The following is a 25,437-nucleotide window of genomic DNA, read 5'->3' on the forward strand; positions in this document are numbered from 1 at the left end:
TTTTGTTAAGAATTTATTACAGATTAAAGAAAAAATATTCTTATTTATTGTCTTCCCAGTCGAATCTAGGGAAAGAGTCAAAAATTTTAAAGATACTATTAGACCATTGATCACAAACTTTGGTGTATTCAGTGTCAGTAATATTCAGGCATTTTTGCGAAGCAATCTTGTACTCGTCCTTTTTATAAACTGCAAAATCAATTGGAGGGCCTACGGTTAAATCACTTTTAAGTGTTGAGTCCATTGAAATTAAAGCACATCTAGATGCATCGCCAATAGATACACTTGGTTTGATAACTCTATCTAAAATAGGTTTGCCATATTTTACCTCTCCAATGACCAAATAAGGTTTGCTGTCGGCAGGTTTAATATAATTACCTTGTGAGTATATTAGGTATAGTTCAAGAGGCTGACCTTTAATCTGTCCTCCAACTAAAAATGAAGATCCCAATAAAACCGTGTCAGTATTAATTCCTTTAGGAGCTGAATGTTCTATATTTAAAGATCCTATATATGATGCAATTTGATCAAAATCTTTACAGGTATTTAAATTCATTATTCCGCTGTCACTTTTGAGATCTTTTTCAATAGACTTGTATACTGCCTGAGATGTTCCTAAATTTCCTGAGGTGACAATGATGATACTTCTATCGCCAACATCATGTACAAACATTTTAGAATAAATATTAACATTGTCTAATCCAGCATTTGTTCTAGAGTCTGAGGCAAAAACAATTCCATCTTGAGCTTTAATGCCAACACAATAAGTCATAATTCATTAATAATTTATTATTAATTAACATATAATTTAATTCCAGCATAGCTGATATAACTATATCGCAATTGATTGTTTAATCTAATTATTAAACAATCTTTTAATGAGCGGTAAACTCTGGGATAATTATAATGCAACAAAAGCATACGACGGTTATTTTACTAATGAAAATAAACTAAGAAAACATGCTGTTATAATTTCAAATATTTTAGAAAGATACGGTAAAGAAAAACTTCAAGAAATAGAAAAAAATTGTCAAAGCACAATAAGTGCTAGAGGAATTAACTTTAGAGTTTATGCTGCTAATAACAGAGCAGAGGAGAAGAAATGGCCATTAGATATTATTCCAAGAATAATTCCTAAATCACAATGGAATAAGGTAACTAAAGGTTTAAAGCAAAGAGTAAAAGCTTTGAATTTATTTATTGATGACGTGTATAATCAAAAGAAAATTTTTAAAGATAATGTTATTCCTAGAGAAATTATTTTTAATTCACCTTACTATGTAAAAGAATGTGAAGGGTTTTCACCTAAATATAAATCTTGGGCAAATATATCTGGAGTAGATTTAATCAGGAATAAAAATGGAGATTATTTAGTTTTAGAGGATAATTTAAGAGTGCCATCTGGTGTTTCTTATATGCTTGAGAACAGAATGGTTATGAGAGATGTCTTTCCTGAACTATTTACGAGATATAAAGTTGCATCAATACATCAATACACCAACAAACTTTTTAATTGTATGAATGAATGTATTCCTAAAAAAACTACTCATCCCCACATGGTAGTCCTAACACCTGGTATTTATAATTCCGCTTATTTTGAACATTCTTTTTTAGCAGAGCAAATGGGTATTGCACTGGTAGAGGGAAAAGATTTATTTGTTGAAAATGATAATGTTTATATGAAAACTGTAAAAGGTCCTTTGAAAGTTGATTGTATATACAGAAGATTAGACGATAATTTCTTGGATCCTAAAGCTTTTAATAAAGACTCTCTCATTGGTGTTCCTGGATTATTCAAATGCTGGTTAAAAAAGAATGTAGGTATAATTAATGCTATTGGTACAGGTGTTGCTGACGATAAGGTAGTTTATTCATATGTAAATAAGATGATAGTTTATTATTTAGGCGAACAACCTATATTAAATCAAGTTGAGACATATTTGTGTCATGACGAAAGTCAAAAAAAGTATGTTTTAGAAAATTTATCTAAACTAGTAGTTAAACCTGCAAATGCTTCAGGTGGTTATGGAATTATGATAGGTCCTAAAGCCTCAACTAAAGAAAGAGAGGAAGTCGCAGAAAAAATTAAAAAGTGTCCTCGAGAATATATTGCGCAACCTCTAGAAACTTTGTCTACTGCTCCAACAATTACTGATAAAGATATAGAGCCAAGGCATTTAGACTTAAGACCATTTGTTTTAAGTGGTAAAACTAATTATGTTACCACTGGTGGATTGACTAGAGTTGCACTCAGAAAAGGAAGTACTATTGTCAATAGTTCCCAAGGTGGTGGTTCAAAAGACACTTTGATTGTTGAATAGAAGTATTTTATTTAACTTTACATTTTTTACATAATCCAAAAAATTCAAGATTATATTTAATGTATTTCATGCCATCTTTGTCTTTGAAGTTAGCTAAGTATTTGGAAAGACCTGCACTACTTATTTCTGTTACTTTTTCACAAATCTCACAGATAGAAAACGCTGTAGCTTTAGCCACTCGACAGCTTGAATTGTGACACGCAATAAATGCATTTCGACTCTCTATTTTGTGAATTTTTCCTATTTCCACTAGCTTATCTAACGCTCGATAAACTTGTAGGGGAGCTTTAATGCCTTTTTTTTGAACATTAAAAAGGATCGAATAAGCTTTCATTGGTTCAGGAGATTTATTAATTAAATCAAAAATAATTTGCTGATTTTTTGTGAGAGTATGTTCTTTATGCATTGTCTTCATTTTACTGATTCCTCACTAATTTTTCAATTTAATAGATTGTTTTATTTTAAATAATGAAAGTATGAATAATAATAAGGCTGCTGTTATAATTGATGGACCTGAAGATGTATTAAACTCTAAAGATGTAAACAATCCTATAATTACAGATAACAAGCCTCCTATAATTGAATAGATAACCATACTCTGTGGACTTGATGATAAATTTCTGGCCATTGCTGCTGGTATAATTAGCATTCCGGTAATTAACAATAATCCGACCATTTTAATTGAAATAGCAATGATTGCAGCCATTAAAATAGTAAAGATTGCCTTAGCTCTGTCTGGATTTAAGCCTTCTGCTTCTGCTAGTTCATAATTTACTGTTGAAGCAAATAAAGGTTTCCAAATAAATTTCAGAGTTAATAAGATAAATGCTCCTCCAATCCAAATGATTAACAAATCATCTACTGAAACTGCTAAAATATCTCCAAATAATAATCCCATAATATCAAACCTTATAAAGGTTAAAAAACCTATAACAACAAGTCCAACTGCTAGAGATGAATGAGCTAGAAGACCCAACAAAGCATCACCTGGTAGATTGGTTTTTTTTTGAAGTTGAATTAAAATAAGTGCTATCATAGATGAAATGATAAATACCGATAGCGCAATATTAAACTCCATAGTAAACGCTAATGTCACTCCCAATAGAGCTGAGTGAGCTAAGGTGTCACCAAAATAAGATAATCTTCTCCATATAACAAAACAACCAAGAGGTCCTGTTACAAAAGCAACCCCAATTCCAGCTACCAAAGCTCTTATAAAAAAATCATCAAACATTTAATTTTTTTTTATTTCACCCTCATCTGTATGAATATGGTCGTGCTTATGTTCATATCTTGACAATATTTGAGAAGCTTGTTCTCCAAATAAAGCTTTATATTCATTATTTTTTGCAACATCCATTGGAGAACCTGAGCAACAAACATGACCGTTTAAACAGACAACATGGTCAGTGGCTGTCATTACAGTGTGCAAATCATGAGAAATCAATAAGATACCACAATCTAATTCATCAGAAATTTTCTTAATTAGTTCGTATAAAGCAATTTCACCAGTAAAATCTACTCCCTGCACTGGTTCATCTAGCACTAATAGCTCTGGTTTTTTTGATATAGCTCTTGCAAGTAAAACTCTTTGAAACTCACCACCAGATAAATCTCCTAAATTTTTATTTTTAAGATGAATGACACCAGTTAAAGACAAAGCTTCATCAATTGTCTCTTTATTAAGACTTTCAGTTAATACCATGAAATCATTTACTCTTAGCGGTAACGTCCAATCAATTGAAATTTTCTGTGGGACATATCCAACTTTATTGGTGTATTTTTCAACTGAGCCATCAATCTTCTTATAAATACCTAAAGCAATTTTAGCTGTTGTGCTTTTCCCTGATCCATTTGGACCTATAAGAGTAACTATTTTACCTTTTTCAACTTGTAGTGAGACTCCTTTGACTAACCATTTATCATTAATCTGTAGACCAGCATCATTTAATTTTACCAATATATTTTGATTAGAGCTCATTTTATTTCTTGACTAATAAATGTTATATTATTACATAGTGTTATATTATAACAATTTAAATATACAACATATGAAAAACATAAAAAAATTACCATTTATCTTATCAATATTATCATTCTTAACATTTTTTGTACCAGCAAATGCTGAAATTAAAGTAGTGGCAACAATTAAACCAATTCATTCTCTTGCAAGTTATCTTATGGACGGTGTTGGAAAACCAGATTTAATCGTTGATGGTTATGCTTCACCACATGGATTTGCTCTTAAACCATCACATGCAAAAATGATTCAAAATGCAGATATTATATTTTGGGTAGGAGAGGACATAGAAAATTTCTTGGAAAAACCATTAAAAAATATTGCAAAAAAAGCTGAAAAAATTGAATTAATGGAAATTAAAGGTTTAACTAAACTTAAATTTAGAGAAAGAAATATTTTTGAAGAGCATGATCATGGTCATAAAGAAGACGATCATGATGATCATGCAAAAAAAGAGGATGATCATGACGATCACAATCATGATAAAAAGGAAAAAGAACATGGTCATGATGAACACGGACATGACGATGAGCATAAAAAAGATGGTCACGATGAGCATGGTCATGAAGGACATGCACATGGCGAATTTGATCCACATATCTGGTTAGATCCTATGAATGCAAAAGTAATTTTAAGCGAGATGGCTGAGCATTTAATCGAAAATGATCAAAAAAATGAGGCTAAATATAAATCAAATTTAAAAAAAGCTCATAATGATTTAGATAAACTTACAAAAAAAGTTAAGTCTGAATTAAATAAAGATTTTAAATCAGTAGTCTTCCATGATGCCTATCAATACTTTGAAAAAAGATTTGGTATAAATATTCTTGGAGCATTTACAGTAAATACAGACGTAATGCCAGGTGCTGAGCAATTAGCTGAAATCAGAGAGGTAATTGAGCATGATAAAGTTAGTTGTATATTTTCAGAGCCTCAATTTAATCCTGATATTATAAAAGCTGTAGCGAAAGATACTAATGTTGCAACAGGTGTAATCGATCCATTAGGAGCTACACTTAATCCAGGTAAGGATTTATATTTTGATTTAATAGGTAATATGTCAAAATCTTTCAAAGGTTGTTAATTAGAAATTGATCTTTAGTTATAAATAATATCTAATAATGGGATGAGTACAGTTTCCCTGACATTAGATGAAATTTTCGATTTAGCCAAAAAAACTTTATTAGCTAATGGTTGTGATGATGAAACAGCTTCTATTCTGTCTGACCTAATTAGAAATGCCGAACGGGATGGATCTTTATCTCATGGTTTGTTCAGATTACCTGCATATGTTAGTGGTTTAAAAAGTGGAAAAATTAATGGAAAAGGAAAGCCTGAAATTAAAAAAATTTCCTCATCAGTTATAAAAGTTCATGGGAATAATTGTTTAGCCCCAGTAGTTTTAAATAAAGGATTGCCTGAATTGGCTAAGGCTGCAAAAGAAAATGGTGTAGCAGTGCTTGCAATAAATAATTCTCATCACATGGCAGCTATGTGGCCTGAAACAGAAAAGTTAGCAGAAGAGGGTCTGGTTGCTTTTGCATGCACATCATACAAACCTGCTGTAGCACCTGCTGGTGCAATCAAACCATTGTTTGGAACAAATCCGATTTCATTTGCTTGGCCACGACCTGGCAAAACTCCAGTTGTTTATGATATGGCCACAGCATCAATGGCAATGGGAGAAGTCCAAGTTGCAAAAAGAGAAGGGCACAAAGTTCCACTTGGAACTGGTTTAACTAAAGATGGTAAAGAGACTACTGATCCAGGCGCAATTGCAGATGGTGGTGTATTACTTCCTTTTGGTGGTTACAAAGGTTCAGCAATAGCAATGATGGTTGAGTTAATGGCTGGTGCTTTGGTTGGAGATAATTTTAGTTTTGAAACAGCGGCTAAAGATAATAATGATGGTGGACCACCTAGTGGGGGAGAATTTATTATTGCAATTTCACCTGATAAAACTTCAGGAACAAATTGGCAAAAACACGCAGATGAATTTTTTGATAAAATGAAATCTTTTGATGGGGTTAGACTTCCAGGTGAAAGAAGACACAAAAATAGATTAGATAAAGGCCCTCGAAATATTAATGAAGACTTGGTTAATAAAATAAAATCTCTAAGCTAAAGTAATTTCAATCGGTGTATGATCTGAAGGTTTTTCACGACCTCTTGGATCTTTATTAATATTTACACCTTTAATTTGATCAATCAAAGAATTTGAAACTAAGAAGTGATCAATTCGCATTCCATTATTTTTTTGCCAAGCACCTCTCATGTAGTCCCAAAAGGTATAACCTTCCTTAGTTTCATTAAAATGTCTATAGACATCACTAAAACCAAGGTTGATCATTTCTCTTAATTTTTTCCTTATTTCTAATCTAAACAGAGCATCATCCTCAAAACTTTTTGGATTATAAACATCTTCAGTCGCTGGAATAATGTTAAAATCTCCAGCAAGAATAATATTTGAATTTTTTTTACTTAAACTCTTTAATTGTTTAATTAAATCATCCAACCATTGTTTCTTGTATTTATATTTATCCGTATCTACAGGATTTCCATTAGGTGTATAAATGTTTATTAATTGAATATTTTTCTTTTTATATTCCAGTTCAGCTGAAATTATTCTCGATTGCTTTAGTTTATCTTTGATTAAGTCAGTTTTAATATTTTTTAATTTACCTTTAGATATAATAGCAACCCCATTATAACTTTTTTGGCCAAACACATGACTTTCATAATCCATTGCAGAAAAATCATCATAGGGAAAGTTTACATCCTCTGTTTTGATTTCCTGCATCATTAGGATATCTGGTTTATATTTTAAGAGATAACTTTTGATATTATCTATTCGAGCTCTCACAGAATTTACATTCCATGAAGAAATAATCATTAAAGAGAAAAAGAAACACCACAACCACAAGATGACTTAGTTTGTGGATTAGTTATCTTAAATTGTTCACCAATTAATTCTGAAACATAATCAACTTCAGAGCCTTTTAATAAATCTGCTGAAGTTTTATCAATTAAAATATTTTCAAAGTTTAAATCATCTTTTGATTTTTCTTTATCAAAAGTGAATTCGTATTGAAATCCTGAACAACCACCACCTTTAATAGCGATTCTAAAAAAAGACCCTTTATCTTTTTTAGACAGCAAAACATTGATCTGTTTTAGTGCTTTATCAGTAAATTTAATTTCTTTAATCATAATTGATCATTGGTATTAGTAATATAATACTTAATATTTTATTTTAAAGGATGAAAAAATACTCAAAGATAGGTCAATTCAAAAGTAAAGGTAGGATATTTAAGGAGTCTTTGTCAAAATATAGATCACCTTATCAAAGAGATAGAGATCGTATTATTCACAGCGCTTCATTTAGGAGATTGAAACATAAAACACAGGTATTTGTTAATACTGAAGGGGATCATTATAGAACTCGAATTACTCATTCTATGGAGGTTGCTCAAATAGCAAGATCCATCGCTAGATATTTCAGTTTGAACGAGGACTTAGCAGAAACACTTAGTTTAGCGCACGATTTGGGCCACACTCCTTTCGGTCATGCAGGTGAAGATGCTTTGAATGAATGTATGAGCATTCATGGAGGGTTTGATCACAATTTACAAACATTAAGAATTGTTATGTTTTTAGAAAATAAGTATTTAAAGTTTAGTGGCTTAAATCTTTCTGTTGAAACATTAGAGGGACTTTTAAAACACAATGGTCCAGTTGAGGATTTTCATTTAGTTGATGAATTGATAGGTGTTAAAAAATTTAAAAACATGATTAATTTTAATACCTTTCCATCACTAGAGGCTCAAATTTCATCTATATCTGATGATATTGCTTATAATAACCATGACATACAAGATGGCATAAAAGCAAACTTATTTAGATTAGAAGAGTTAGTAGAAATAGATTTTTTTAAAAATATTTATAGAAGATATAAAAAAAAGATTAACAAAAAAAATTACAAGATTGCAACTTACCAGATTATAAGAGACTCAATAGATTTAATGATCAAAGATTTAATAAGTAATACCATCAAGAATCTTAATCAAAATAAAATAAAAAGTAGAAATGATTTGAATAAAACTGATTTTCTTATGGTTGATTTCTCTGATAAAATTAAAAATTCTGATAATGAAATTAGGTATTTTTTAAGGTCTAAAATGTACAATAACAAGAATGTGCTAAATAAAAATAATAAAGGTAAATTAATAATTAAAAGATTGTTTGCCAAAATAAGTAAAAATCCGGCAAAATTTATTTCAAAAGAACATTTATCTAAAAACAAATATCGATCAGTTTCTGATTTTATTTCTGGTATGACTGACAGATATGCTATCAACCTTTATAACGATATCAAATGAACATTTTTGATCAATACTTAGACAAAATAAAAAAAATTATTTTAGATTTATCGAAAAAGGGTAAAATAATTTTGCCAGATAATTTAGATGGAATAAACACAGAAATTCCACCTGAGAAATTTAATTGTGACATTTCTACAAATGTTGCAATGGTTTTGTCAAAAATAAATAAAAAGCCCCCCTTGGAATTAGCTGAAACATTAGCAAAGAGTCTTGAAAATGAAGACAAGTCAATAAAAGAGGTATCAATCGTAAAACCTGGATTTATTAATATTAAATTTCAACCTGAGTTTTGGACAAATTTTTCAAAAGAAATTATTAAGAACGCTAAAACATTTGGAATAAATACAAATGAGCAAAAGAAAAATTATTTAATTGAATTTGTTTCTGCCAACCCAACAGGGCCTTTACATGTGGGTCATTGCCGAGGTGCTATTTTAGGAGATGTAATTTCAAATGTTTTATCATTTAATAATCATAAAGTTACTAAAGAATATTATGTAAATGACTATGGCAATCAGATAATTAATTTCACAAAATCAGTATATTTTAGAATAAGAGAAATCAAATTTAATGAAACTTTTCCAACAGATAATGAAGATCTTTATCCTGGTGAATATTTGATTGAATTTGCTAATAATATCATTTCTTCAAATCCAAAAATAGATTTTACTAATTATGATCCAATATCTGAACAATTAACGAGCCTGTCTATAGACGAGGCAATAAAATTAATAAAAAAAAATCTTAGTAGCCTTGGTATAATTCACGATAATTTTGTAAGTGAAAAAAAATTAGTACTTAATCAAGAAGTTGAAAAAGTAGTAGAAAATCTTCAAAAAAATAAATTTGTTTATAAAGGTAAAATTAAAGCTCCAGCTGGTGAGGACGATAATAATTGGGTTGAAAGAGAACAATTACTTTTCAAATCAACTGATTTTGGTGATGACAAAGATAGAGCGTTACAAAAATCTGATGGAGCTTGGACTTATTTTGCCAGTGATGTTGCCTATCACAAAAATAAATTGGATAGAAAGTTTGACTACTTAATAAATATTTTAGGTGCAGATCATGCGGGTTATATTAAAAGAATTACATCCTCAGTCGATGCTTTGTCGAACTCTAAAGGAAAACTTATTTGTAAAGTTAGTCAACTTGTAAAACTTATAAAGGATAAAAAACCATTTAAAATGTCAAAACGTAAAGGTGATTATATAACTGTTGATGATTTGATTAATGAAGTTGGAAAAGATGCTACACGTTTTATCATGTTGAACAGAAGTAATGATGTCGAACTTGATTTTGATTTTGATAATGTAATTGAAAAATCAAAAGACAATCCTTTGTATTATGTACAATATTGTTATGCTCGAATTTCATCTGTTTTTAGACATCTGGAAATAGATTTAAAAAAAGATTTAAAGATTGATGAATATAATTTTGAATATTCTGACCATGAAATAAACATCTTAAAAAAAATATCTGAGTGGCCTAAGTGTATCGAAATATCAAGTAAGAAGCTAGAACCACATAGAATTCCAGTATATCTTTATGAACTAGCCTCTCTATTTCATTCCTATTGGAACTTGGGAAAAGATAATCCTGAAAAAAGATTTATAAATGAGAATAAGAAGATATCGAATGACAAATTAGTTTTATTAAAACTTATATCAAATGTTGTTAAATCCGGAATGAATATCGTAGGCGTGTCTGCTCCTGAAAAAATGTAATGTTTAAAGAAATCAAATATATCATTTTCGTCTTTATTATTGGTCTTTTTATTTTTTTTACAGCAAAATATTATTTTTCTGATGCCTATAAAAAAAAATCTTATAGATCACTCAACAATATTGAAAATAAGATAAATACTTACTCAGAAAAATTACCAATTTTAGAGGATGATACGAAAAATATTATTGAATACGTCGAGCAAACAAACAATAAAAAAAAGAAAAAATTTAATTTTTGGAAATTATTAGAAAATAATGAATAAACGTCGATCTTTTATTGTTGGTATCAAATCAACAAAACTTTCAGCAAAAGAAAAGTCATTTCTTAAAAAATATAAACCTTGGGGAGTTATCTTATTTACAAGAAATATTAAAAATATTGATCAAACGCTAAAACTCACCACGTCAATAAGAAAATTATTCAATGATAAAAAATATCCTATTTTAATTGATCAAGAAGGGGGTAAAGTTAATCGGTTAAAAAATATTATATCATTCGATAATTTGACTTCAGAATTTTTTGGAAAAAAATACGTTAAAAATGTAGATGAATTTAAATTTTTTTATAAATTATTTATTGATAAAACTTCATATTTATTAAAATCTCTTGGTATTAATATTAATACTTCCCCGGTCTTAGATTTAAGAATTAAAGGTACATCAAATATCATTGGGAATAGATCTTTTTCGAATAATCCCAAAATTGTATCTAAAATAGGAGATTATTGTATCAATTATTTCCATCAAAATGGTATTGGAACAATCATAAAACATATCCCAGGACATGGTCTTGCAAAAGTAGATAGTCACCATTTTACTCCGATGGTTAATAAAAAATTGAGTTATTTAAACAAGAAAGATTTTCTTCCATTTAAAAATAAAAAAACTTTTTTTGCTATGACCGCTCATATAATTTTTACTCAAATTGACAAAGAAAATTGTGTTACTCACTCAAAAAAATTTATTAAATTAATTCGCAATAAAATTGGTTTTAAAAATATTTTGATTTCTGATGATTTATCCATGAAAAGTCTTAAGGGTAATTTAAAAGAAAATACAATCAAAACGTTTAGTGCAGGTTGTAATTTAGCCTTACATTGTAATGGAAATTTAAATGAAATGAAAATTATAGGAAATAATTCACCATTGATAAATCCTTTTATCATTAAAAAAACATCACAATTTTACAAAATTTTAAGTTAATATTGATTGATGATTGAAAACGATTCTGAACTTTTTAAAGTAGATGTTGAAAATTATAATGGACCATTAGACGTTCTTTTAGATCTTGCAAAAGCTCAAAAAGTTAATCTTGAGGATATATCTATTACAAAATTAGCAGATCAGTTTCATGATTTTATTACTCAAGAAAAAAAATTAAATTTAGAGATTGCTTCAGAATACTTACTAATGGCAACATGGTTAGCATATTTAAAATCAAAATTACTATTACCAGGTACCCCTGAAGAAGAATTTAAAGTTCAAGAAGTAGCTGAAAAATTAAAACTTCAACTTAAGAAACTCGAATTAATAAGGTTATTATCTGAACAGATGCTTAAAAGAAAAAGATTAGGAAGAGAAATTAGAACTAGAGGTATGAGAGCAGGCATAAGGCCCATCTACAATAGTGAGTATAAATTAAATTTATTTGACCTCATGAAAACATACTCCACTATAATTATGACTAAAGATTTTCAGAGAATTAATATTCCAAAATTACCAGTTTTTACAACAGAAGAAGGTATAAAAACTATAAAAGATTTTTTTGGAAAATTAATGGATTGGAAAAAATTAGATGATTTAATACCGAAAAATTTTAAAAGTGGATCAAAATATAAACGAACTGGTAAAGCAGGAATATTTGCAGGGTCTCTTGAGTTAGTCAAGGAGGGCAACCTTAGCATAAAACAAGAAAACCTTTTTGATGATATTTATATAAAAGAAAACAAATGATAAAAAAAAAGATTAAGAAAAAAGATAATATTATTAATTTTCCAACTAAATTATCTTCAATTGAAAAGGAAATTGAAGGAATTGTTTTTGCTGCTGCAGAACCATTAGATATTGAAACTATTGAAAATAAGATATCTAAAAAAACAGATGTCGAAAAAATTTTGTTGAAATTACAAGCTGAATATTCAAATCGAGGTATTAACTTAGTTTGTATTTCTAAAAAATGGTCCTTTAGAACCTCACCTAATCTTTCAAATTTAATGACCCAAGAAAAAACTGTTGAAAAAAAATTATCAAAAGCTGCAATAGAAACTCTTGCTATAATTGTTTATCATCAACCAGTTACTCGAGCAGAGATAGAAGAAATAAGAGGAGTAGCTTTTGGAACAAACACATTAGAAATTTTAATGGAATTAAATTGGGTTAAACCTGGTGGACGAAAAAATGTCCCTGGTCGACCTATTCAATATGTCACGACGGATGATTTTTTAAGCCATTTTAATTTGCAAAAATTATCTGATTTACCAACAGTAGACGAACTTGGAGCTGCAGGTTTAATTGATAGTACCAATATTGATAACGCTATTTTTGGTACTGGAAAATTCTATAAAGAAAAACAAGATGATAAAAAAGAGGACATTTATTCAAATATTGATGAAATGTTAAGTAGCACTCTTGACTCTGATGAGAAGAACTAAGCCTACAAATTAGACTTTTCAATTATTGATAAAAAGGTTATAAGTTTTCTATGAGCATTGGAATTTGGCAAATAGCAATCGTTGTAATACTTGTGGTATTATTATTTGGTAGAGGAAAAATTTCTAGCCTTATGGGCGATGTAGCAAAAGGAATAAAAAGTTTTAAAAAGGGTATGGCATCAGATGTAACTGATGACAATGAACCTAAAAATATTTCTGACGATAATCAAGATTCGAACAAAAAAGAATAAATCACATGCCTACTATTGGTTGGTTTGAGATTTTAATTGTAGTTGCAATAGCTATTGTAGTCTTGGGACCTAAGGACTTTCCGATAATGCTCAAAAAAGTTGGTTCATGGATCGGCTCTGCAAAAAAATATGTCAATAATATTCAAAATGAAGTCTCAAATATTGATCTTGAGGATAATAAGATAGAAAAAAAAGAAGAAAAAAAAGATGAGTCATGACGAAAATGAAGGTGGCTTTGTAAGTCATTTAGCTGAGTTAAGAAAAAGACTAATTCATAGTTTTATTTTTCTAATAATCTTTTTTATAGGATGTTATTTTTTTGCTGAACACCTTTATGGTTTTTTAGTAGAGCCATATGCACAAGCAGTTAAAGATGATGGAACTGATAGACGACTTATTTTCACAGCTTTACAAGAAACTTTCCTTACCTATTTGAAAGTATCTTTTTTCACAGCTTTTTTTGTTACTTGTCCATTTATCTTGATGCAGGTTTGGAAATTTATTGCTCCTGGTCTTTATAAACATGAAAAAATTGCAATTTTACCTTATTTAGTTTTAACCCCAATCTTATTCTTACTAGGGGGCATGTTGGTTTATTATTTAATAATGCCCTTAGCGATAAAATTCTTTTTATCTTTTGAAAGTTCTGGTCTTTCAACAAATCTACCAATTCAACTAGAGGCAAAAGTAAACGAATATCTTTCATTGGTAATGAAACTTATATTTGCGTTTGGTATAAGCTTTCAATTACCTGTTGTGTTGAGTTTATTAGCGAGGGTAGGGTTGGTTGATTCTGATTTTTTAAAGAAACGAAGAAAATATGTTGTGGTTATTATATTTGCAGCCGCAGCTTTGCTCACACCCCCAGATCCCATCACACAAATTGGTTTAGCGATACCATTATTAATTCTATATGAATTATCAATATTTTCAGTAAAACTTATTGAGAATAAAAATTTAAAAAATTCTGATGCATAACATTAAAGAAATTAGAAAAGATTTTGATGCATTTTCAAAAGCATTAAAAAAAAGATCAATCGATATAGATCTCAATAAACTCAAAAAATTAGATATAGATAATAGAGATTTAATTCAAAAAAAAGAAACATTAGAAAAAGAAAAGAAAGATATTTCAAAAACAAAAGATAAGGCTTTATTTTCTAGATCAAAAGAAATTACCCAATCTATTGATAAAATTACTGATCAACAATCAAAAATCAAATCAGACTTAGATGAAATTTTATCAAGTATTCCAAATATACCTCATGATGATGTACCTATAGGATCTAATGAAAATGAAAATGTTGAATTAACTAAATCGGGTCAGATTCCTAATTTTGAATTTACTCCAAAATCACACTACGAATTAGGTGAAACACTTGGCATGTTAGATTTTGATCTTGCCACAAAAACCACCGGTTCAAGGTTTGTTTTTGTTAAGAATAAATTAGCATTACTTGAAAGAGCAATTTCAAATTTTATGCTTGATATACATACTTCAAAAAATGGATATGAGGAAATTTCACCACCTTTATTAGCATCAGAAAATACAATGTTCGGAACTGGTCAATTACCTAAATTTGAAAATGATCAATTTGAAGTAAAATTAGAGGAGGGAAGTAGTAGAAAATTTTTAATTCCTACAGCAGAAGTTATTTTAACCAATATTGTAAAAGATAAAATTTTAGATCTTAAAACATTACCGATGAGATTTGTTGCTTCTACCCCATGTTTTAGAAAAGAGGCTGGTAGTTATGGTAAAGATACAAAAGGGATGATTAGACAACATCAATTTTATAAAGTTGAATTAGTAAGTATTGTGGAACAAAATAAATGTCTTGAAGAATTAGAGAGAATGACAAATTGTGCCACAGGAATTTTGGATTTATTAGAGTTACCATACAGAAAAATGATTTTATGTAGTGGAGATATGGGATTTAGTGCAGAAAAAACTTACGATATAGAAGTATGGTTACCTTCAGAAAACAAATATAGAGAAATATCTTCATGTTCATCATGTTCAACTTTTCAAGCAACAAGAATGAAAGCTAGATATAAAAATTCAAATAAAGAAACAGTATTTGTTGGAACGCTTAATGGAAGTGGTTTAGCAGTGGGTAGAACTCTTATTGCCATATTAGAAAATTTTCAGCAAAAGGATGGGTCTATAAGTATTCCAAAAGTGCTTAGACCTTATATGAATAATCTAGAAAAAATTAGTCTGAATTAAAGTTGTTTTAACTTAAGAGATAGTATAAAAATTCATTTTTAATTAAGGAGTTTTATGGAAAGTTCAGGAATAGGTCAATTTATACCACTAATATTAATTTTTGTTATTTTTTATTTTTTCTTGATAAGACCACAGCAAAAAAAAGTTAAAGAGCATAAAGCTATGGTCGAGGGTTTAAAAAAAGGAGATAAGATTGTAACTTCAGGCGGTATTACAGGAACCATAACCAGAGTTGTAGACAACGATAAAATAGAAGTTGAGGTTGCTGAAAATGTGACTGTTGAAGTTATCAGAGGTACAGGTGTACAAAGTCTGATGAACTCTCAAGAAGTTAAAAAGTAATTTTGTTAAAGTAAAGTGTTATATTTTTCAAAATTCAGAATAATATCAGTAATATTAATTTCTCTATTTTTTATTTTAATTGCCTCATCAAATTTATTTAAGTTTGAAAATATCTTACTAAATAAGAAAATTAATCTTGGATTAGATCTTCAGGGAGGTTCTTACCTCCTACTGGAAATTGATAATAATCCAGTTATTGAGCAAAAAATACAAAATCTTTCAATTACCATTAGAAATTATTTCAAAGACAAAAATATAAGAATTAAAAATTTAAAAATTTTAGGACAAAAATTATCTTTTTCTGTAGATGAAAACTTTAAACAAACTATTCTAGATACGTTTAATGATGAGGAAAGTGAATTAAATCCTTATTATCCAAGATTTAAATCTCATCAATTAGATATCACTGAGGAAAATAATATTTTTTTTGTCAATTACTCAACCCAAGGTATTGTTAAACTAAAAACATCTTCTCAAGATCAAGCATTAGAAATTGTAAGAAGAAGAATTGATGAGATAGGAACTAATGAGCCAAATATTTTAAAAAGAGGAAACGACAGAATTCTTGTTGAATTACCTGGATTAGATGATCCAATGAGAATTAAATCATTGCTTGGTAAAACTGCAAATCTTACATTTAGATTTGTAACTAATAACGATCAAGACTCTTTTGGAGCAGAAAAACTTAGTTATGAAGATGAGTCTGAAGGAGATGCTCTGGTAAGTAAAAGAATTATTTTAAGCGGAGACAATCTACTAGATGCTCAACCAAGAATGGATAGTGAGACAAATGAAACAGTAGTTACATTTACACTTGATAGAGTTGGCGCTAAAAGATTTGGTAAGGCCACATCGACTGGTATTGGCAAGCAATTAGCAATAGTATTGGATGGCAAAATTATAAGCGCACCTGTTATAAGAGATACAATTGCAAGTGGATCAGGTCAAATCAGTGGAGGATTTACTTTTCAATCAGCAACAGATTTAGCTCTTTTATTAAGATCTGGTGCATTACCTGCACCTTTAAATATTATTGAGGAACGAACAGTTGGTCCCGATTTAGGACAAGACTCAATTAATGCAGGGATGATTGCATTAGCAATTGGTTTTGTATTAGTAATAGTATTTATATTTGTTAAATATAAGGTATTTGGTTTAATTACCAATATAACATTAATACTTAACCTTTTCTTACTCATTGGAATATTGACTATATTCGAGGCGACCTTAACTCTTCCGGGGATCGCTGGAATAATTTTGACAGTTGGTATGGCAGTCGATGCAAATGTTTTAATCTTTGAGAGAATTAAAGAAGAGCTAAAAAATGAAAAAAATAATTTAATAGCCTTTGATAGTGGTTACACAAAATCTAGAACCGCTATACTTGATGCAAATATAACAACATTATTAGCAGCTATTATCTTATTTTTTATGGGCTCAGGTCCAATCAAAGGTTTTTCACTTACACTTGGTATTGGAATATTTACAACATTATTTTCGGTGTATTTCATAGCAAGGTTATTGACTGTTTTGTATGTGTACAGAAACAAAGAAAAAGAAGGTTTAATTTAGATGATTGCTTTTAACAAATACTATAATCAATTTAACATACTTTCTATATCCTTAGTCGTTATTTCGTTATTTTTACTGACTTTCAAAGGTCTTAACTTTGGAATAGATTTTAAGGGTGGAACATTAATTGAATTAAGATCAACTGACAGCAAAATTAATGTGTCATCTCTAAGAGATAATTTAAATTCTATGAATTTGGGTGACGTTTCAGTAAAAAATTTTGGCAATGAGACAGACTTTCTAATCAAATTTGAAATTAATAATAACAAAAATATTATTGAGGAAATTAAATCAAATTTAGATAAATCATTTGGGAATACTTTTGATTTTAGAAGAGTTGAAAACGTAGGACCTAAAGTAAGTGCTGAGTTGCTTAAATCTGGAGTAATAGCTATCGCAGTGGCATTAACTTTAATGTTAATTTACATTTGGATCAGATTTGAATGGCAATTTAGTTTAGGAGCTATATTAGCTTTGTTTCATGACGTGTTGGTAACCCTAGGTTTATTTTCATTGCTTGGTCTTGAAATCAACTTATCTATTATTGCAGCTGTATTAACTATCGTTGGTTACTCCATGAATGATACAGTGGTTATTTTTGACAGAGTAAGAGAAAATTTAAGAAAATATTCTGACATTAAGATTTACGATTTAACTAATATCTCTATCAATGAAACATTATCTAGAACTTTAATTACATCAATAACGACCTTATTAGCTTTGCTATCAATTTTTTTCTTTGGTGGCGAGATACTAAAAGGTTTTTCTTTGGCTATGATATTTGGTGTAATTTTTGGAACTTATTCATCTATCTATATTGCCAATACAGTCCTAGTTAGACTAAGAGTTTCACAAAAAACTGTTTTAAGAGAAGATGAAAGCAGTTAATAAAGGTTTTGAGCAGCTACCATAGTAAGCAGCATCGGTATTGATAACAAAGTATTAGTTCTCGAAAATAACATAGCTGTTCTTGCTGACTTAGCTTTTAGATCAGGTTCACACTCAACCATACCCAAAGCTCTTTTTTGATTAGGCCATATTACAAACCATACGTTAAATGCCATAACTAAGCCCAACCACATACCAATTCCAATGGCTGTGTGTTTTGGAATCCCAGATCCTATACTTAAAGTCATTGCATCATGCAAATATCCATTAAGACCTGCAAGTGCTAAACCTGATAGAACTGTAAATGCTGCACCCCATCTAAAATAAAATAATGCAGCTGGCGCAATTACTTTACCAATAGCTGGTTTCTGTTCATCTGGAATTTTTGCCATGTTTGGGATTTGAACAAAATTAAAATACCATAACAAGCCAATCCACATTATACCGACTACTACATGAACAAATCTCGCAAACCAACTCCAAAAAAGTGCATCAAAACTAAAACCATCATTTTGATAAAATAAGCCTAAAAATAACAGAACTGCAATGGCTAAAGAAACGTGAATAGTTTTTGATAAAGATGAAAGTAAATTGCCCATATATAATTTTATACTGATTTAGAGTGAGATGACAATGGTATTTATTGTAAAAGATTTTTTAAAAACTTACCCGTATAACTTCCATTAATTTTACAAATTTCCTCAGGTTTTCCCTCAGCGATAATTTTTCCACCTTTTACACCACCCTCAGGACCCATATCGACGATATAATCTGCAGTTTTTATGACATCTAAGTTGTGTTCTATAACGACCACTGTGTTACCTAATGAAACAAATGTATGTAAAATTTCTAATAATTTTTTGATGTCGTGTTGGTGAAGACCAGTAGTCGGTTCATCTAAAATATACATTGTTCTTCCCGTTGATCTTTTTGATAATTCTTTAGCTAATTTAATTCTTTGTGCCTCACCCCCTGATAGAGTTGTAGCTTGTTGACCAATTTTTATATAGCCTAGACCAACTTTTTTTAAAGTTAGCAATTTAGTCTTTATATTTGAAATATTTTCAAAATATTCGCAACCCTCATCAACTGTCATGTTTAAAACATCCGCAATACTTTTATCTTTGAATTTTATCTCTAATGTTTCTCGGTTATATCTGGTTCCTTTACACTCATCACATTGTATATAAACATCTGGGAGAAAATGCATTTCATACGTAATAACTCCATCTCCCTCACAAGCTTCACACCTACCTCCTTTGACATTAAAAGAGAACCTTCCTGGTTTATATCCTCTTGTTTTTGACTCAGGTAATCCTGTGAACCAATCTCTAATTGGCCCGAAAGCTCCAGTATAAGTTGCTGGATTTGATCTTGGGGTACGACCAATTGGTGATTGATCAATATCAATTATCTTATCGATTAATTCTGTGCCTTTAAAACCTTTAAATGGTTTTGGAATTTTTCTAGATTTATTATTATTCAGAGTTAAGTTTAATGCGTTGTATAATGTCTGTAAAATTAATGTTGACTTACCACTTCCTGATACACCGGTAACACAAGTTAAACTACCTAAAGGTATTTTTAAATTAACATTATTTAAATTATTACCAGTTGCACCTGTTATTTCGAGAAACCTCCCATTTTTTGCTAATCTTCTTTTCTTGGGAACATCAATTCTTAATTTGTTTGAAAGATATTTTCCTGTGATACTAATTTTATTTTTTGTTATTTCATCAAAAGTTCCTTGCGCAACTACTTCACCACCTTTGTTTCCCGCTTCAGGACCAAGATCAATAATATGATCTGCATTTTCCATTGTTTCAGTATCATGCTCAACTACTATTACTGTATTTCCCAGATCTCTTAATCTTTTAAGTGCATCGATCAGTTTTACATTATCTTTTTGATGCAAACCAATAGATGGTTCATCTAATACATATAACACTCCAGTTAAACCAGACCCAATTTGAGATGCTAAACGAATTCTTTGCGCTTCTCCGCCTGATAAAGTACCAGACTCTCTTGATAATGTAAGATAATCAAGACCAACATTTAAAAGAAAATTTAATCTTTCATTAATTTCTTTTAGGATATGTTCAGCAATTTTGACCTGTCTTTTATCTAAATTGAATTTTAAATTTTCAAACCATTTTGCAGCATCTAAAATTGATTTTTCAGTAACCTCACTAATGTGCAAGCCATCAATTTTCACACATAATGCCTCATCTTTTAATCTATGACCATTACATCTTTCACATTTAGTATCTGACTGATATTGAGCTATTTCTTCTCTTTTCCAATCACTATCAGTTTCTAAATATCTTCTCTCTAAATTATTTATTACCCCTTCAAATGTCTTTTTATGTGAGTATTTTTCATAACCATCGTCATATGAAAATTTGATTTCTTCATCATCAGATCCATAAAGAATAATATCCTTTATTTTTTTTGAAAGTTTTGACCATTTTTCATCTAACGAAAAGCCATAATGTTTTGCCAAAGAAGATAATGTTTGTGCATAATATAGAGTGGTTGTTTTAGCCCAGGGCTCAATAGCTCCATCCGCAATACTTTTTTTATGATTTGGTACCACTAAATTTGGATCAACATTTAGTTTAATTCCAATTCCCTCACATTCCTCACAAGCACCAAAAGGACTATTAAATGAGAAAAGTCTTGGCTCAATTTCCTCAATTGTAAAGCCACTTTCAGGACATGCAAATTTAGTTGAAAATATTAATTTTTCTACTTTTCGATATTTTTTCGGTAAGGTTTCATTTTCATATTCAACGAATACTAATCCATTCGCTAAATTTACTGATGTTTCAATACTTTCAGCTAATCTGTTTCCTAAAGATGAATTTAAAACTATCCTATCGACTAGAATATATATGTCATGCTTAATTTTCTTATTTAATTCAGGAACTTTATCAATATCATAAATTACATCGTCTACTTTTATTTTTCGAAATCCTCTTTTTTTATAATTAAGGATTTCTTTTTTATATTCTCCTTTTCTACCTCTGACTACTGGAGCATAAATATATATAGTTGATTTTTTTGGTAGCTCTTTAATTTTATCCACAATTTGTGTAATCGTTTGAGATGTTATTGGTTTACCTGTAAAAGGTGAATAGGGTATACCCGCTCTCGCATATAAAACACGCATGTAATCATATATTTCAGTAACTGTAGCAACAGTAGATCTTGGATTTTTAGAAGTATTTTTTTGCTCTATTGATATTGCTGGGCTTAACCCCTCAATTAAATCAACATTAGGCTTTTTCATTTTATCCAAAAATTGTCTTGCATAAGCAGATAAACTCTCAACATACCTTCTTTGACCTTCCGCATAGACTGTATCAAATGCTAAAGACGACTTTCCTGATCCTGATAGACCAGTTATGACAACAAATTTATCTTTGGGTATCTCTAAAGAAACATTTTTTAAATTGTGTTCTTTAGCTCCCTTAATAACTATCTTTTTCATCATAATTTTTGTTGCTTTGACTTAATAAAATTAATATTCAGAGTAAATTGTGGTATAGTTCTAATTAACAAATTTAACAAATATAAAAATATTATGGCTGGAAGTTTAAATAAAGTACTTTTAATTGGTCGTTTGGGCGCAGATCCAGAGATTAAACAAATGGTAAATGGCAAAAGTGTTGCACGATTAAGTCTGGCAACAAGCCAGTCTTGGAAAGATAAGAATACTGGTGAAAAAAAAGAAAAAACAGAATGGCACCGTATAGTTGTATTCAATGAAGGATTGGTAAATGTTGTTCAACAATATTTAAAAAAGGGAGCCCAAATATATGTTGAGGGACAATTAACGACTCGAAAATGGAAAGATGAGCAGTCTGGTCAAGATAAATACTCGACTGAAATTGTTATTCAAGGATATAACTCATCTTTAACTATGTTAGGTGGAGGTAATTCAGGTGGAAGTATTTCAAATGATAATACTCAATCTAATAATGATGACATGTCACAAATTTCAAATGACATGGATGATGAAATTCCATTTTAATATTTATGCAAAAAACTGAAATTCCTGAGGATAAGAATATTAAATTAATCTCAATGCATGATGAGATGAGCTCATCTTATCTATCGTATGCAATGAGTGTTATAGTCAGTAGAGCACTTCCTGATATACGAGATGGTTTAAAACCAGTTCATAGAAGAATTTTGTATGCGATGTACAAAGGTGGATATGATTGGTCAAAACAATTTAGAAAATCTGCAAGAATTGTCGGAGATGTTATTGGTAAGTATCATCCGCATGGAGATCAGTCAGTTTATGATGCTCTAGTAAGAATGGTTCAGGATTTTTCAATGAGCTTACCTTTAGTTGATGGCCAAGGAAATTTTGGATCTATTGATGGCGATCCCGCTGCTGCGATGAGATATACAGAAACTAGATTATCTAAAGTTTCACAATATCTAATTGATGATATCGAAAAAAATACAATTTCATTTAAAAATAATTACGACGAAACAGAGAAAGAGCCAACAGTTTTACCAGCTCAATTTCCTAATTTATTAGTAAATGGTGCAGGTGGGATTGCAGTTGGAATGGCAACTAGCATACCACCACATAATCTAGGTGAAATAATTAACGGAACATTAGCTTTAATTGAAAATAAAGATATTAAAATTAAAGATCTTATGAAGCACATTCCTGGACCTGATTTTCCAACTGGAGGAGTAATAATTGGAAAAGATATGATTAAACAAGGTTATAATAAAGGCAGAGGTTCTTTTAAAATTAGAGGTGAAATTTCTATAGAAAGTTTAAAAAATGGAAGAGAAAGATTGGTTATCACATCAATTCCTTATCAAGTAAATAAATCTGTTTTGAATGAGAGAATTGCTCAGCTTGTTAGAGAAAAAAAAATTGAGGGCATAAGAGATATAAGAGATGAGTCTAATCGAGAAGGAATCAGAGTTTCAATAGATTTGAGAACTGGAGTAGAACCTGAAACAGTAAAAAGACAACTTTACAAGAATACACAAATTGAAAGTTCATTTGGATTTAATACACTTGCAATAGTTGATGGCAAACCTGAAACTTGTAACTTAAAAGATTTCTTATCAAATTTTTTATCCTTTAGAGAGGACGTTGTAGTCAAAAAAACAAAATTTGATTTACAAAAAGCAGAAGAGCGAGCACATATCTTAATAGGTTTATCGGTATCAGTTGAAAATTTAGACAAAGTTATCAAAATAATCAGATCATCAAAAAATCCTGAAGATGCAAAGAAATCTCTTTTACAAACCAAATGGAAAATTAATAAGTCAAAAAAATTAATTTCACTTGTAGAAAGTTCAAAATCAAAAACTTTATACTCCTTATCAACTTTACAAGTGAATGCTATTTTAGAATTAAGATTACAAAAACTGACAGCGTTAGGAATAAATGAAATTGAAATAGAAATTAAGAAGTTAGCTGAGTTAATTACGAAATATAAAAAAATAATTTCATCTAAAAAAGAATTGTTAAAAGTTATTAGCGAAGAGTTAAAGAATATTAAAGATAAATATTCATCACCACGAAGAACTAAAATAATTGATGCTGTATTAAATTACGACATAGAAGAAACCATTCAAAAACAATCTGTATTGATTACAGTTACATTGCAGGGTTACATCAAACGTGGATCTTTGAATAGTGTTAAGACACAAAAAAGAGGAGGTAAAGGAAAAACTGGCATGACTACTAGAAACGAAGATTCTGTAGTCCAAACTCTATCAGTCAATACACATACCTCAGTTTTGTTTTTCTCTACAGAAGGTTTAGTTTATAGAATAAAAGCCTGGAAAATACCTGAGGGATCTTCAGTTTCTAAGGGAAAATCGTTGTTTAATATTCTTCCACTAAAAAACCATCAGTCAATAAGCTCTATTATGCCTTTTCCTGATAATGAGTCTGAAATGAAAAATTATCAAATTGTATTTGCTACTGCCCAAGGAAAAATTAGAAAAAATAGTTTAGAGGATTTTTCTTCAATCAATACATCTGGAAAAATTGCAATGAAATTAGACAATAATGATAAAATTGTGGGAGTTAAAATTTGCAAGGATGATAAAGATATAATTTTAAGTACCAAATTAGGAAAATGCATACGTTTTGAGTCTAAAAAATTAAGAGTTTTTAAGGGTAGATCCTCTAAAGGGATTAAAGGTATTGTTTTGTCTCCAAACGATCAAATCGTCTCTCTTTCAATTATAGATAATGATAAATCAAAAAAAAATGGGAAGAAATCAAAAGATGATCAATCAGAATTAAAAGCTAAAGAAAAGTTCATATTATCAATTACAGAAAATGGTTTTGGTAAAAAAACTAGTCATACGGAATATAGAGTAACTAATAGAGGTGGGAAGGGAATTATCGGAATTATAAATTCACCAAGAAATGGTAATATTTCATCCTCTTTCCCTGTATATGATGGTGATGAAATACTTATATCTACTAACAAAGGAAGAGTAATACGTGTAGCGGTAAAAGAAATTAGAACTGCGGGTAGAAATACTCAGGGTGTTAGAATTATTAAATTAACTGGAGAAGAAAAAGTTGTTTCAGCTGATAAAATAGATGATAACTTAGTTTAATGAATAAAGTTGCAATCTATCCTGGAACATTTGATCCAATTACGTTTGGCCATATTGATGTTATTAAAAAAGGTTTAAAACTTTTTGATAAGATTGTTGTTGCAGTATCTAACGTTGAAAATAAAGATTATTTATTCGATTCTGATGAACGAATTGAAATTGTAAAAAAAGCTTTATTTTATGATTTGAAACTGAACAAAAAAAAAGTTGTCGTAATTTCTTTTAGCTCTTTAACCACTGAATTGTGCAAAAAATATAAATCAAATATTATTTTAAGAGGATTAAGAGCAGTTTCAGATTTTGAATATGAATTTCAACTAGCAGGGATGAATAGAAAATTAAATAAAAATATTGAAACTCTTTTTTTAATGTCTGATGTTGAAAATCAGATTATTTCATCAAGATTTGTTAAAGAAATAGTAAATTTAAAAG

At 29.6% G+C, this 25,437-nt stretch carries 27 protein-coding genes; 19 read left to right on the plus strand and 8 right to left on the minus strand.

Annotated features, from left to right (window positions below):
• Positions 1-40 precede the first annotated feature (40 nt).
• Entirely contained in the window at positions 41-772 is a 732-nt protein-coding gene (locus ACTT83_RS02860; protein WP_440916448.1) for a 20S proteasome subunit A/B, read from the minus strand.
• A 106-nt stretch (positions 773-878) separates the two neighbouring features.
• Between ACTT83_RS02860 and ACTT83_RS02865 the strand changes: the two genes are divergently transcribed.
• Complete coding sequence (locus ACTT83_RS02865) at positions 879-2,321, plus strand: circularly permuted type 2 ATP-grasp protein (RefSeq protein ID WP_440918653.1); 1,443 nt, start codon at positions 879-881, stop codon at positions 2,319-2,321.
• A 7-nt stretch (positions 2,322-2,328) separates the two neighbouring features.
• Here the strand turns inward: ACTT83_RS02865 and ACTT83_RS02870 are convergent, their stop codons facing one another.
• From ACTT83_RS02870 to ACTT83_RS02880, 3 genes are read right to left on the minus strand one after another with little or no spacing between them, the layout of a single operon-like run.
• Positions 2,329-2,727, minus strand: a complete 399-nt coding sequence (locus ACTT83_RS02870) for a Fur family transcriptional regulator (RefSeq protein WP_440918654.1) — start codon at positions 2,725-2,727, stop codon at positions 2,329-2,331.
• Positions 2,728-2,751: 24 nt separating this feature from the next.
• Positions 2,752-3,555, minus strand: coding sequence for a metal ABC transporter permease (locus ACTT83_RS02875; RefSeq protein WP_440918655.1), 804 nt, complete (start codon positions 3,553-3,555; stop codon positions 2,752-2,754).
• Positions 3,556-4,302, minus strand: coding sequence for an ATP-binding cassette domain-containing protein (locus ACTT83_RS02880; protein ID WP_440918656.1), 747 nt, complete (start codon positions 4,300-4,302; stop codon positions 3,556-3,558).
• Positions 4,303-4,372: 70 nt separating this feature from the next.
• On the opposite strand from ACTT83_RS02880, the gene ACTT83_RS02885 reads away from it, so the two are divergent.
• Together ACTT83_RS02885 and ACTT83_RS02890 are read left to right on the plus strand one after the other, a co-directional pair.
• The gene (locus ACTT83_RS02885; protein WP_440918657.1) at positions 4,373-5,425 is read left to right on the plus strand and encodes a metal ABC transporter solute-binding protein, Zn/Mn family; all 1,053 of its coding nucleotides are present in this window, start codon (positions 4,373-4,375) and stop codon (positions 5,423-5,425) included.
• 42 nt (positions 5,426-5,467) lie between these two features.
• Positions 5,468-6,466 (plus strand): Ldh family oxidoreductase, encoded by a 999-nt coding sequence (locus ACTT83_RS02890; protein WP_440918658.1) that lies wholly within the window; start codon positions 5,468-5,470, stop codon positions 6,464-6,466.
• On the opposite strand, the gene xth is transcribed toward ACTT83_RS02890, so the two are convergent.
• Positions 6,458-7,234, minus strand: coding sequence for an exodeoxyribonuclease III (gene xth / locus ACTT83_RS02895; RefSeq protein WP_440918659.1), 777 nt, complete (start codon positions 7,232-7,234; stop codon positions 6,458-6,460). The genes ACTT83_RS02890 and xth overlap by 9 nt on opposite strands.
• The gene (locus ACTT83_RS02900; RefSeq protein ID WP_440916440.1) at positions 7,234-7,551 is read right to left on the minus strand and encodes a HesB/IscA family protein; all 318 of its coding nucleotides are present in this window, start codon (positions 7,549-7,551) and stop codon (positions 7,234-7,236) included. Before ACTT83_RS02900 ends, xth begins: the two co-directional genes overlap by 1 nt.
• A 50-nt stretch (positions 7,552-7,601) precedes the next feature.
• On the opposite strand from ACTT83_RS02900, the gene ACTT83_RS02905 reads away from it, so the two are divergent.
• From ACTT83_RS02905 to secF, 13 genes are read left to right on the plus strand one after another with little or no spacing between them, the layout of a single operon-like run.
• Entirely contained in the window at positions 7,602-8,720 is a 1,119-nt protein-coding gene (locus ACTT83_RS02905) for a deoxyguanosinetriphosphate triphosphohydrolase (protein WP_440918660.1), read from the plus strand.
• Positions 8,717-10,450 (plus strand): arginine--tRNA ligase, encoded by a 1,734-nt coding sequence (gene argS / locus ACTT83_RS02910; RefSeq protein WP_440918661.1) that lies wholly within the window; start codon positions 8,717-8,719, stop codon positions 10,448-10,450. The genes ACTT83_RS02905 and argS overlap by 4 nt, the downstream gene beginning before the upstream one ends.
• Positions 10,450-10,713 carry a hypothetical protein gene (locus tag ACTT83_RS02915; RefSeq protein ID WP_440918097.1) on the plus strand — a complete coding sequence of 88 codons (264 nt, stop codon included), beginning with the start codon at positions 10,450-10,452 and terminating at the stop codon, positions 10,711-10,713. The genes argS and ACTT83_RS02915 overlap by 1 nt, the downstream gene beginning before the upstream one ends.
• Positions 10,706-11,653 (plus strand): glycoside hydrolase family 3 N-terminal domain-containing protein, encoded by a 948-nt coding sequence (locus tag ACTT83_RS02920; protein WP_440918662.1) that lies wholly within the window; start codon positions 10,706-10,708, stop codon positions 11,651-11,653. The genes ACTT83_RS02915 and ACTT83_RS02920 overlap by 8 nt, the downstream gene beginning before the upstream one ends.
• A 9-nt stretch (positions 11,654-11,662) precedes the next feature.
• Positions 11,663-12,403, plus strand: a complete 741-nt coding sequence (locus tag ACTT83_RS02925) for a segregation and condensation protein A (RefSeq protein ID WP_440916435.1) — start codon at positions 11,663-11,665, stop codon at positions 12,401-12,403.
• Positions 12,400-13,101, plus strand: coding sequence for an SMC-Scp complex subunit ScpB (gene scpB, locus ACTT83_RS02930; RefSeq protein ID WP_440916434.1), 702 nt, complete (start codon positions 12,400-12,402; stop codon positions 13,099-13,101). Before ACTT83_RS02925 ends, scpB begins: the two co-directional genes overlap by 4 nt.
• Before the next feature lie 50 nt (positions 13,102-13,151).
• Positions 13,152-13,352: a twin-arginine translocase TatA/TatE family subunit gene (tatA, locus tag ACTT83_RS02935; RefSeq protein ID WP_440916433.1), complete on the plus strand. Its 201-nt coding sequence runs from the start codon at positions 13,152-13,154 to the stop codon at positions 13,350-13,352.
• Between the two features lie 5 nt (positions 13,353-13,357).
• Complete coding sequence (tatB, locus tag ACTT83_RS02940) at positions 13,358-13,570, plus strand: Sec-independent protein translocase protein TatB (RefSeq protein WP_440918663.1); 213 nt, start codon at positions 13,358-13,360, stop codon at positions 13,568-13,570.
• Positions 13,560-14,330 carry a twin-arginine translocase subunit TatC gene (gene tatC, locus ACTT83_RS02945; RefSeq protein WP_440918664.1) on the plus strand — a complete coding sequence of 257 codons (771 nt, stop codon included), beginning with the start codon at positions 13,560-13,562 and terminating at the stop codon, positions 14,328-14,330. Before tatB ends, tatC begins: the two co-directional genes overlap by 11 nt.
• Positions 14,323-15,582 (plus strand): serine--tRNA ligase, encoded by a 1,260-nt coding sequence (gene serS, locus ACTT83_RS02950; protein WP_440918665.1) that lies wholly within the window; start codon positions 14,323-14,325, stop codon positions 15,580-15,582. Before tatC ends, serS begins: the two co-directional genes overlap by 8 nt.
• A 54-nt stretch (positions 15,583-15,636) precedes the next feature.
• Positions 15,637-15,924, plus strand: coding sequence for a preprotein translocase subunit YajC (yajC, locus tag ACTT83_RS02955; RefSeq protein ID WP_440916429.1), 288 nt, complete (start codon positions 15,637-15,639; stop codon positions 15,922-15,924).
• 15 nt (positions 15,925-15,939) lie between these two features.
• On the plus strand, positions 15,940-17,496 hold the full coding sequence (secD, locus tag ACTT83_RS02960; RefSeq protein ID WP_440918666.1) for a protein translocase subunit SecD: 1,557 nt from the start codon (positions 15,940-15,942) through the stop codon (positions 17,494-17,496).
• On the plus strand, positions 17,497-18,384 hold the full coding sequence (secF, locus tag ACTT83_RS02965) for a protein translocase subunit SecF (RefSeq protein ID WP_440918667.1): 888 nt from the start codon (positions 17,497-17,499) through the stop codon (positions 18,382-18,384).
• Here secF and ACTT83_RS02970 read toward each other — a convergent pair.
• Entirely contained in the window at positions 18,381-18,983 is a 603-nt protein-coding gene (locus tag ACTT83_RS02970; protein WP_440918668.1) for a urate hydroxylase PuuD, read from the minus strand. The two genes, secF and ACTT83_RS02970, sit on opposite strands and share 4 nt — an antisense overlap.
• Positions 18,984-19,024: 41 nt before the next feature.
• Complete coding sequence (uvrA, locus tag ACTT83_RS02975) at positions 19,025-21,880, minus strand: excinuclease ABC subunit UvrA (RefSeq protein ID WP_440918669.1); 2,856 nt, start codon at positions 21,878-21,880, stop codon at positions 19,025-19,027.
• Between the two features lie 90 nt (positions 21,881-21,970).
• Here uvrA and ssb point away from each other — a divergent pair, with 90 nt between their 5' ends.
• The 3 genes from ssb to coaD form a co-directional block, all read left to right on the plus strand.
• Positions 21,971-22,420 (plus strand): single-stranded DNA-binding protein, encoded by a 450-nt coding sequence (gene ssb, locus ACTT83_RS02980; protein WP_440918670.1) that lies wholly within the window; start codon positions 21,971-21,973, stop codon positions 22,418-22,420.
• Positions 22,421-22,425: 5 nt separating this feature from the next.
• Positions 22,426-25,005: a DNA gyrase subunit A gene (gene gyrA / locus ACTT83_RS02985; protein ID WP_440918671.1), complete on the plus strand. Its 2,580-nt coding sequence runs from the start codon at positions 22,426-22,428 to the stop codon at positions 25,003-25,005.
• On the plus strand, positions 25,005-25,437 hold a 433-nt coding region (coaD, locus tag ACTT83_RS02990; RefSeq protein WP_440918672.1), incomplete at its 3' end, for a pantetheine-phosphate adenylyltransferase. The genes gyrA and coaD, both read left to right, overlap by 1 nt.

This window comes from Candidatus Pelagibacter sp. (assembly GCF_052049775.1).
In the GTDB taxonomy this organism is placed as follows: domain Bacteria; phylum Pseudomonadota; class Alphaproteobacteria; order Pelagibacterales; family Pelagibacteraceae; genus Pelagibacter.

What these genes read in the sequence shown, in the direction of transcription:
- xth (WP_440918659.1), bottom strand. Translation starts at nt 7,234, where the DNA reads ATGATTATTTCTTCATGGAATGTAAATTCTGTGAGAGCTCGAATAGAT.
- ACTT83_RS02865 (WP_440918653.1), top strand. Translation starts at nt 879, where the DNA reads ATGAGCGGTAAACTCTGGGATAATTATAATGCAACAAAAGCATACGAC.
- yajC (WP_440916429.1), top strand. Translation starts at nt 15,637, where the DNA reads ATGGAAAGTTCAGGAATAGGTCAATTTATACCACTAATATTAATTTTT.
- secF (WP_440918667.1), top strand. Translation starts at nt 17,497, where the DNA reads ATGATTGCTTTTAACAAATACTATAATCAATTTAACATACTTTCTATA.
- ACTT83_RS02900 (WP_440916440.1), bottom strand. Translation starts at nt 7,551, where the DNA reads ATGATTAAAGAAATTAAATTTACTGATAAAGCACTAAAACAGATCAAT.
- argS (WP_440918661.1), top strand. Translation starts at nt 8,717, where the DNA reads ATGAACATTTTTGATCAATACTTAGACAAAATAAAAAAAATTATTTTA.
- ACTT83_RS02970 (WP_440918668.1), bottom strand. Translation starts at nt 18,983, where the DNA reads ATGGGCAATTTACTTTCATCTTTATCAAAAACTATTCACGTTTCTTTA.
- ACTT83_RS02875 (WP_440918655.1), bottom strand. Translation starts at nt 3,555, where the DNA reads ATGTTTGATGATTTTTTTATAAGAGCTTTGGTAGCTGGAATTGGGGTT.
- ACTT83_RS02905 (WP_440918660.1), top strand. Translation starts at nt 7,602, where the DNA reads ATGAAAAAATACTCAAAGATAGGTCAATTCAAAAGTAAAGGTAGGATA.
- tatB (WP_440918663.1), top strand. Translation starts at nt 13,358, where the DNA reads ATGCCTACTATTGGTTGGTTTGAGATTTTAATTGTAGTTGCAATAGCT.
- ACTT83_RS02885 (WP_440918657.1), top strand. Translation starts at nt 4,373, where the DNA reads ATGAAAAACATAAAAAAATTACCATTTATCTTATCAATATTATCATTC.
- ACTT83_RS02890 (WP_440918658.1), top strand. Translation starts at nt 5,468, where the DNA reads ATGAGTACAGTTTCCCTGACATTAGATGAAATTTTCGATTTAGCCAAA.
- ssb (WP_440918670.1), top strand. Translation starts at nt 21,971, where the DNA reads ATGGCTGGAAGTTTAAATAAAGTACTTTTAATTGGTCGTTTGGGCGCA.
- gyrA (WP_440918671.1), top strand. Translation starts at nt 22,426, where the DNA reads ATGCAAAAAACTGAAATTCCTGAGGATAAGAATATTAAATTAATCTCA.
- tatA (WP_440916433.1), top strand. Translation starts at nt 13,152, where the DNA reads ATGAGCATTGGAATTTGGCAAATAGCAATCGTTGTAATACTTGTGGTA.
- ACTT83_RS02880 (WP_440918656.1), bottom strand. Translation starts at nt 4,302, where the DNA reads ATGAGCTCTAATCAAAATATATTGGTAAAATTAAATGATGCTGGTCTA.
- ACTT83_RS02870 (WP_440918654.1), bottom strand. Translation starts at nt 2,727, where the DNA reads ATGCATAAAGAACATACTCTCACAAAAAATCAGCAAATTATTTTTGAT.
- scpB (WP_440916434.1), top strand. Translation starts at nt 12,400, where the DNA reads ATGATAAAAAAAAAGATTAAGAAAAAAGATAATATTATTAATTTTCCA.
- ACTT83_RS02925 (WP_440916435.1), top strand. Translation starts at nt 11,663, where the DNA reads ATGATTGAAAACGATTCTGAACTTTTTAAAGTAGATGTTGAAAATTAT.
- ACTT83_RS02920 (WP_440918662.1), top strand. Translation starts at nt 10,706, where the DNA reads ATGAATAAACGTCGATCTTTTATTGTTGGTATCAAATCAACAAAACTT.
- uvrA (WP_440918669.1), bottom strand. Translation starts at nt 21,880, where the DNA reads ATGATGAAAAAGATAGTTATTAAGGGAGCTAAAGAACACAATTTAAAA.
- tatC (WP_440918664.1), top strand. Translation starts at nt 13,560, where the DNA reads ATGAGTCATGACGAAAATGAAGGTGGCTTTGTAAGTCATTTAGCTGAG.
- ACTT83_RS02860 (WP_440916448.1), bottom strand. Translation starts at nt 772, where the DNA reads ATGACTTATTGTGTTGGCATTAAAGCTCAAGATGGAATTGTTTTTGCC.
- serS (WP_440918665.1), top strand. Translation starts at nt 14,323, where the DNA reads ATGCATAACATTAAAGAAATTAGAAAAGATTTTGATGCATTTTCAAAA.
- ACTT83_RS02915 (WP_440918097.1), top strand. Translation starts at nt 10,450, where the DNA reads ATGTTTAAAGAAATCAAATATATCATTTTCGTCTTTATTATTGGTCTT.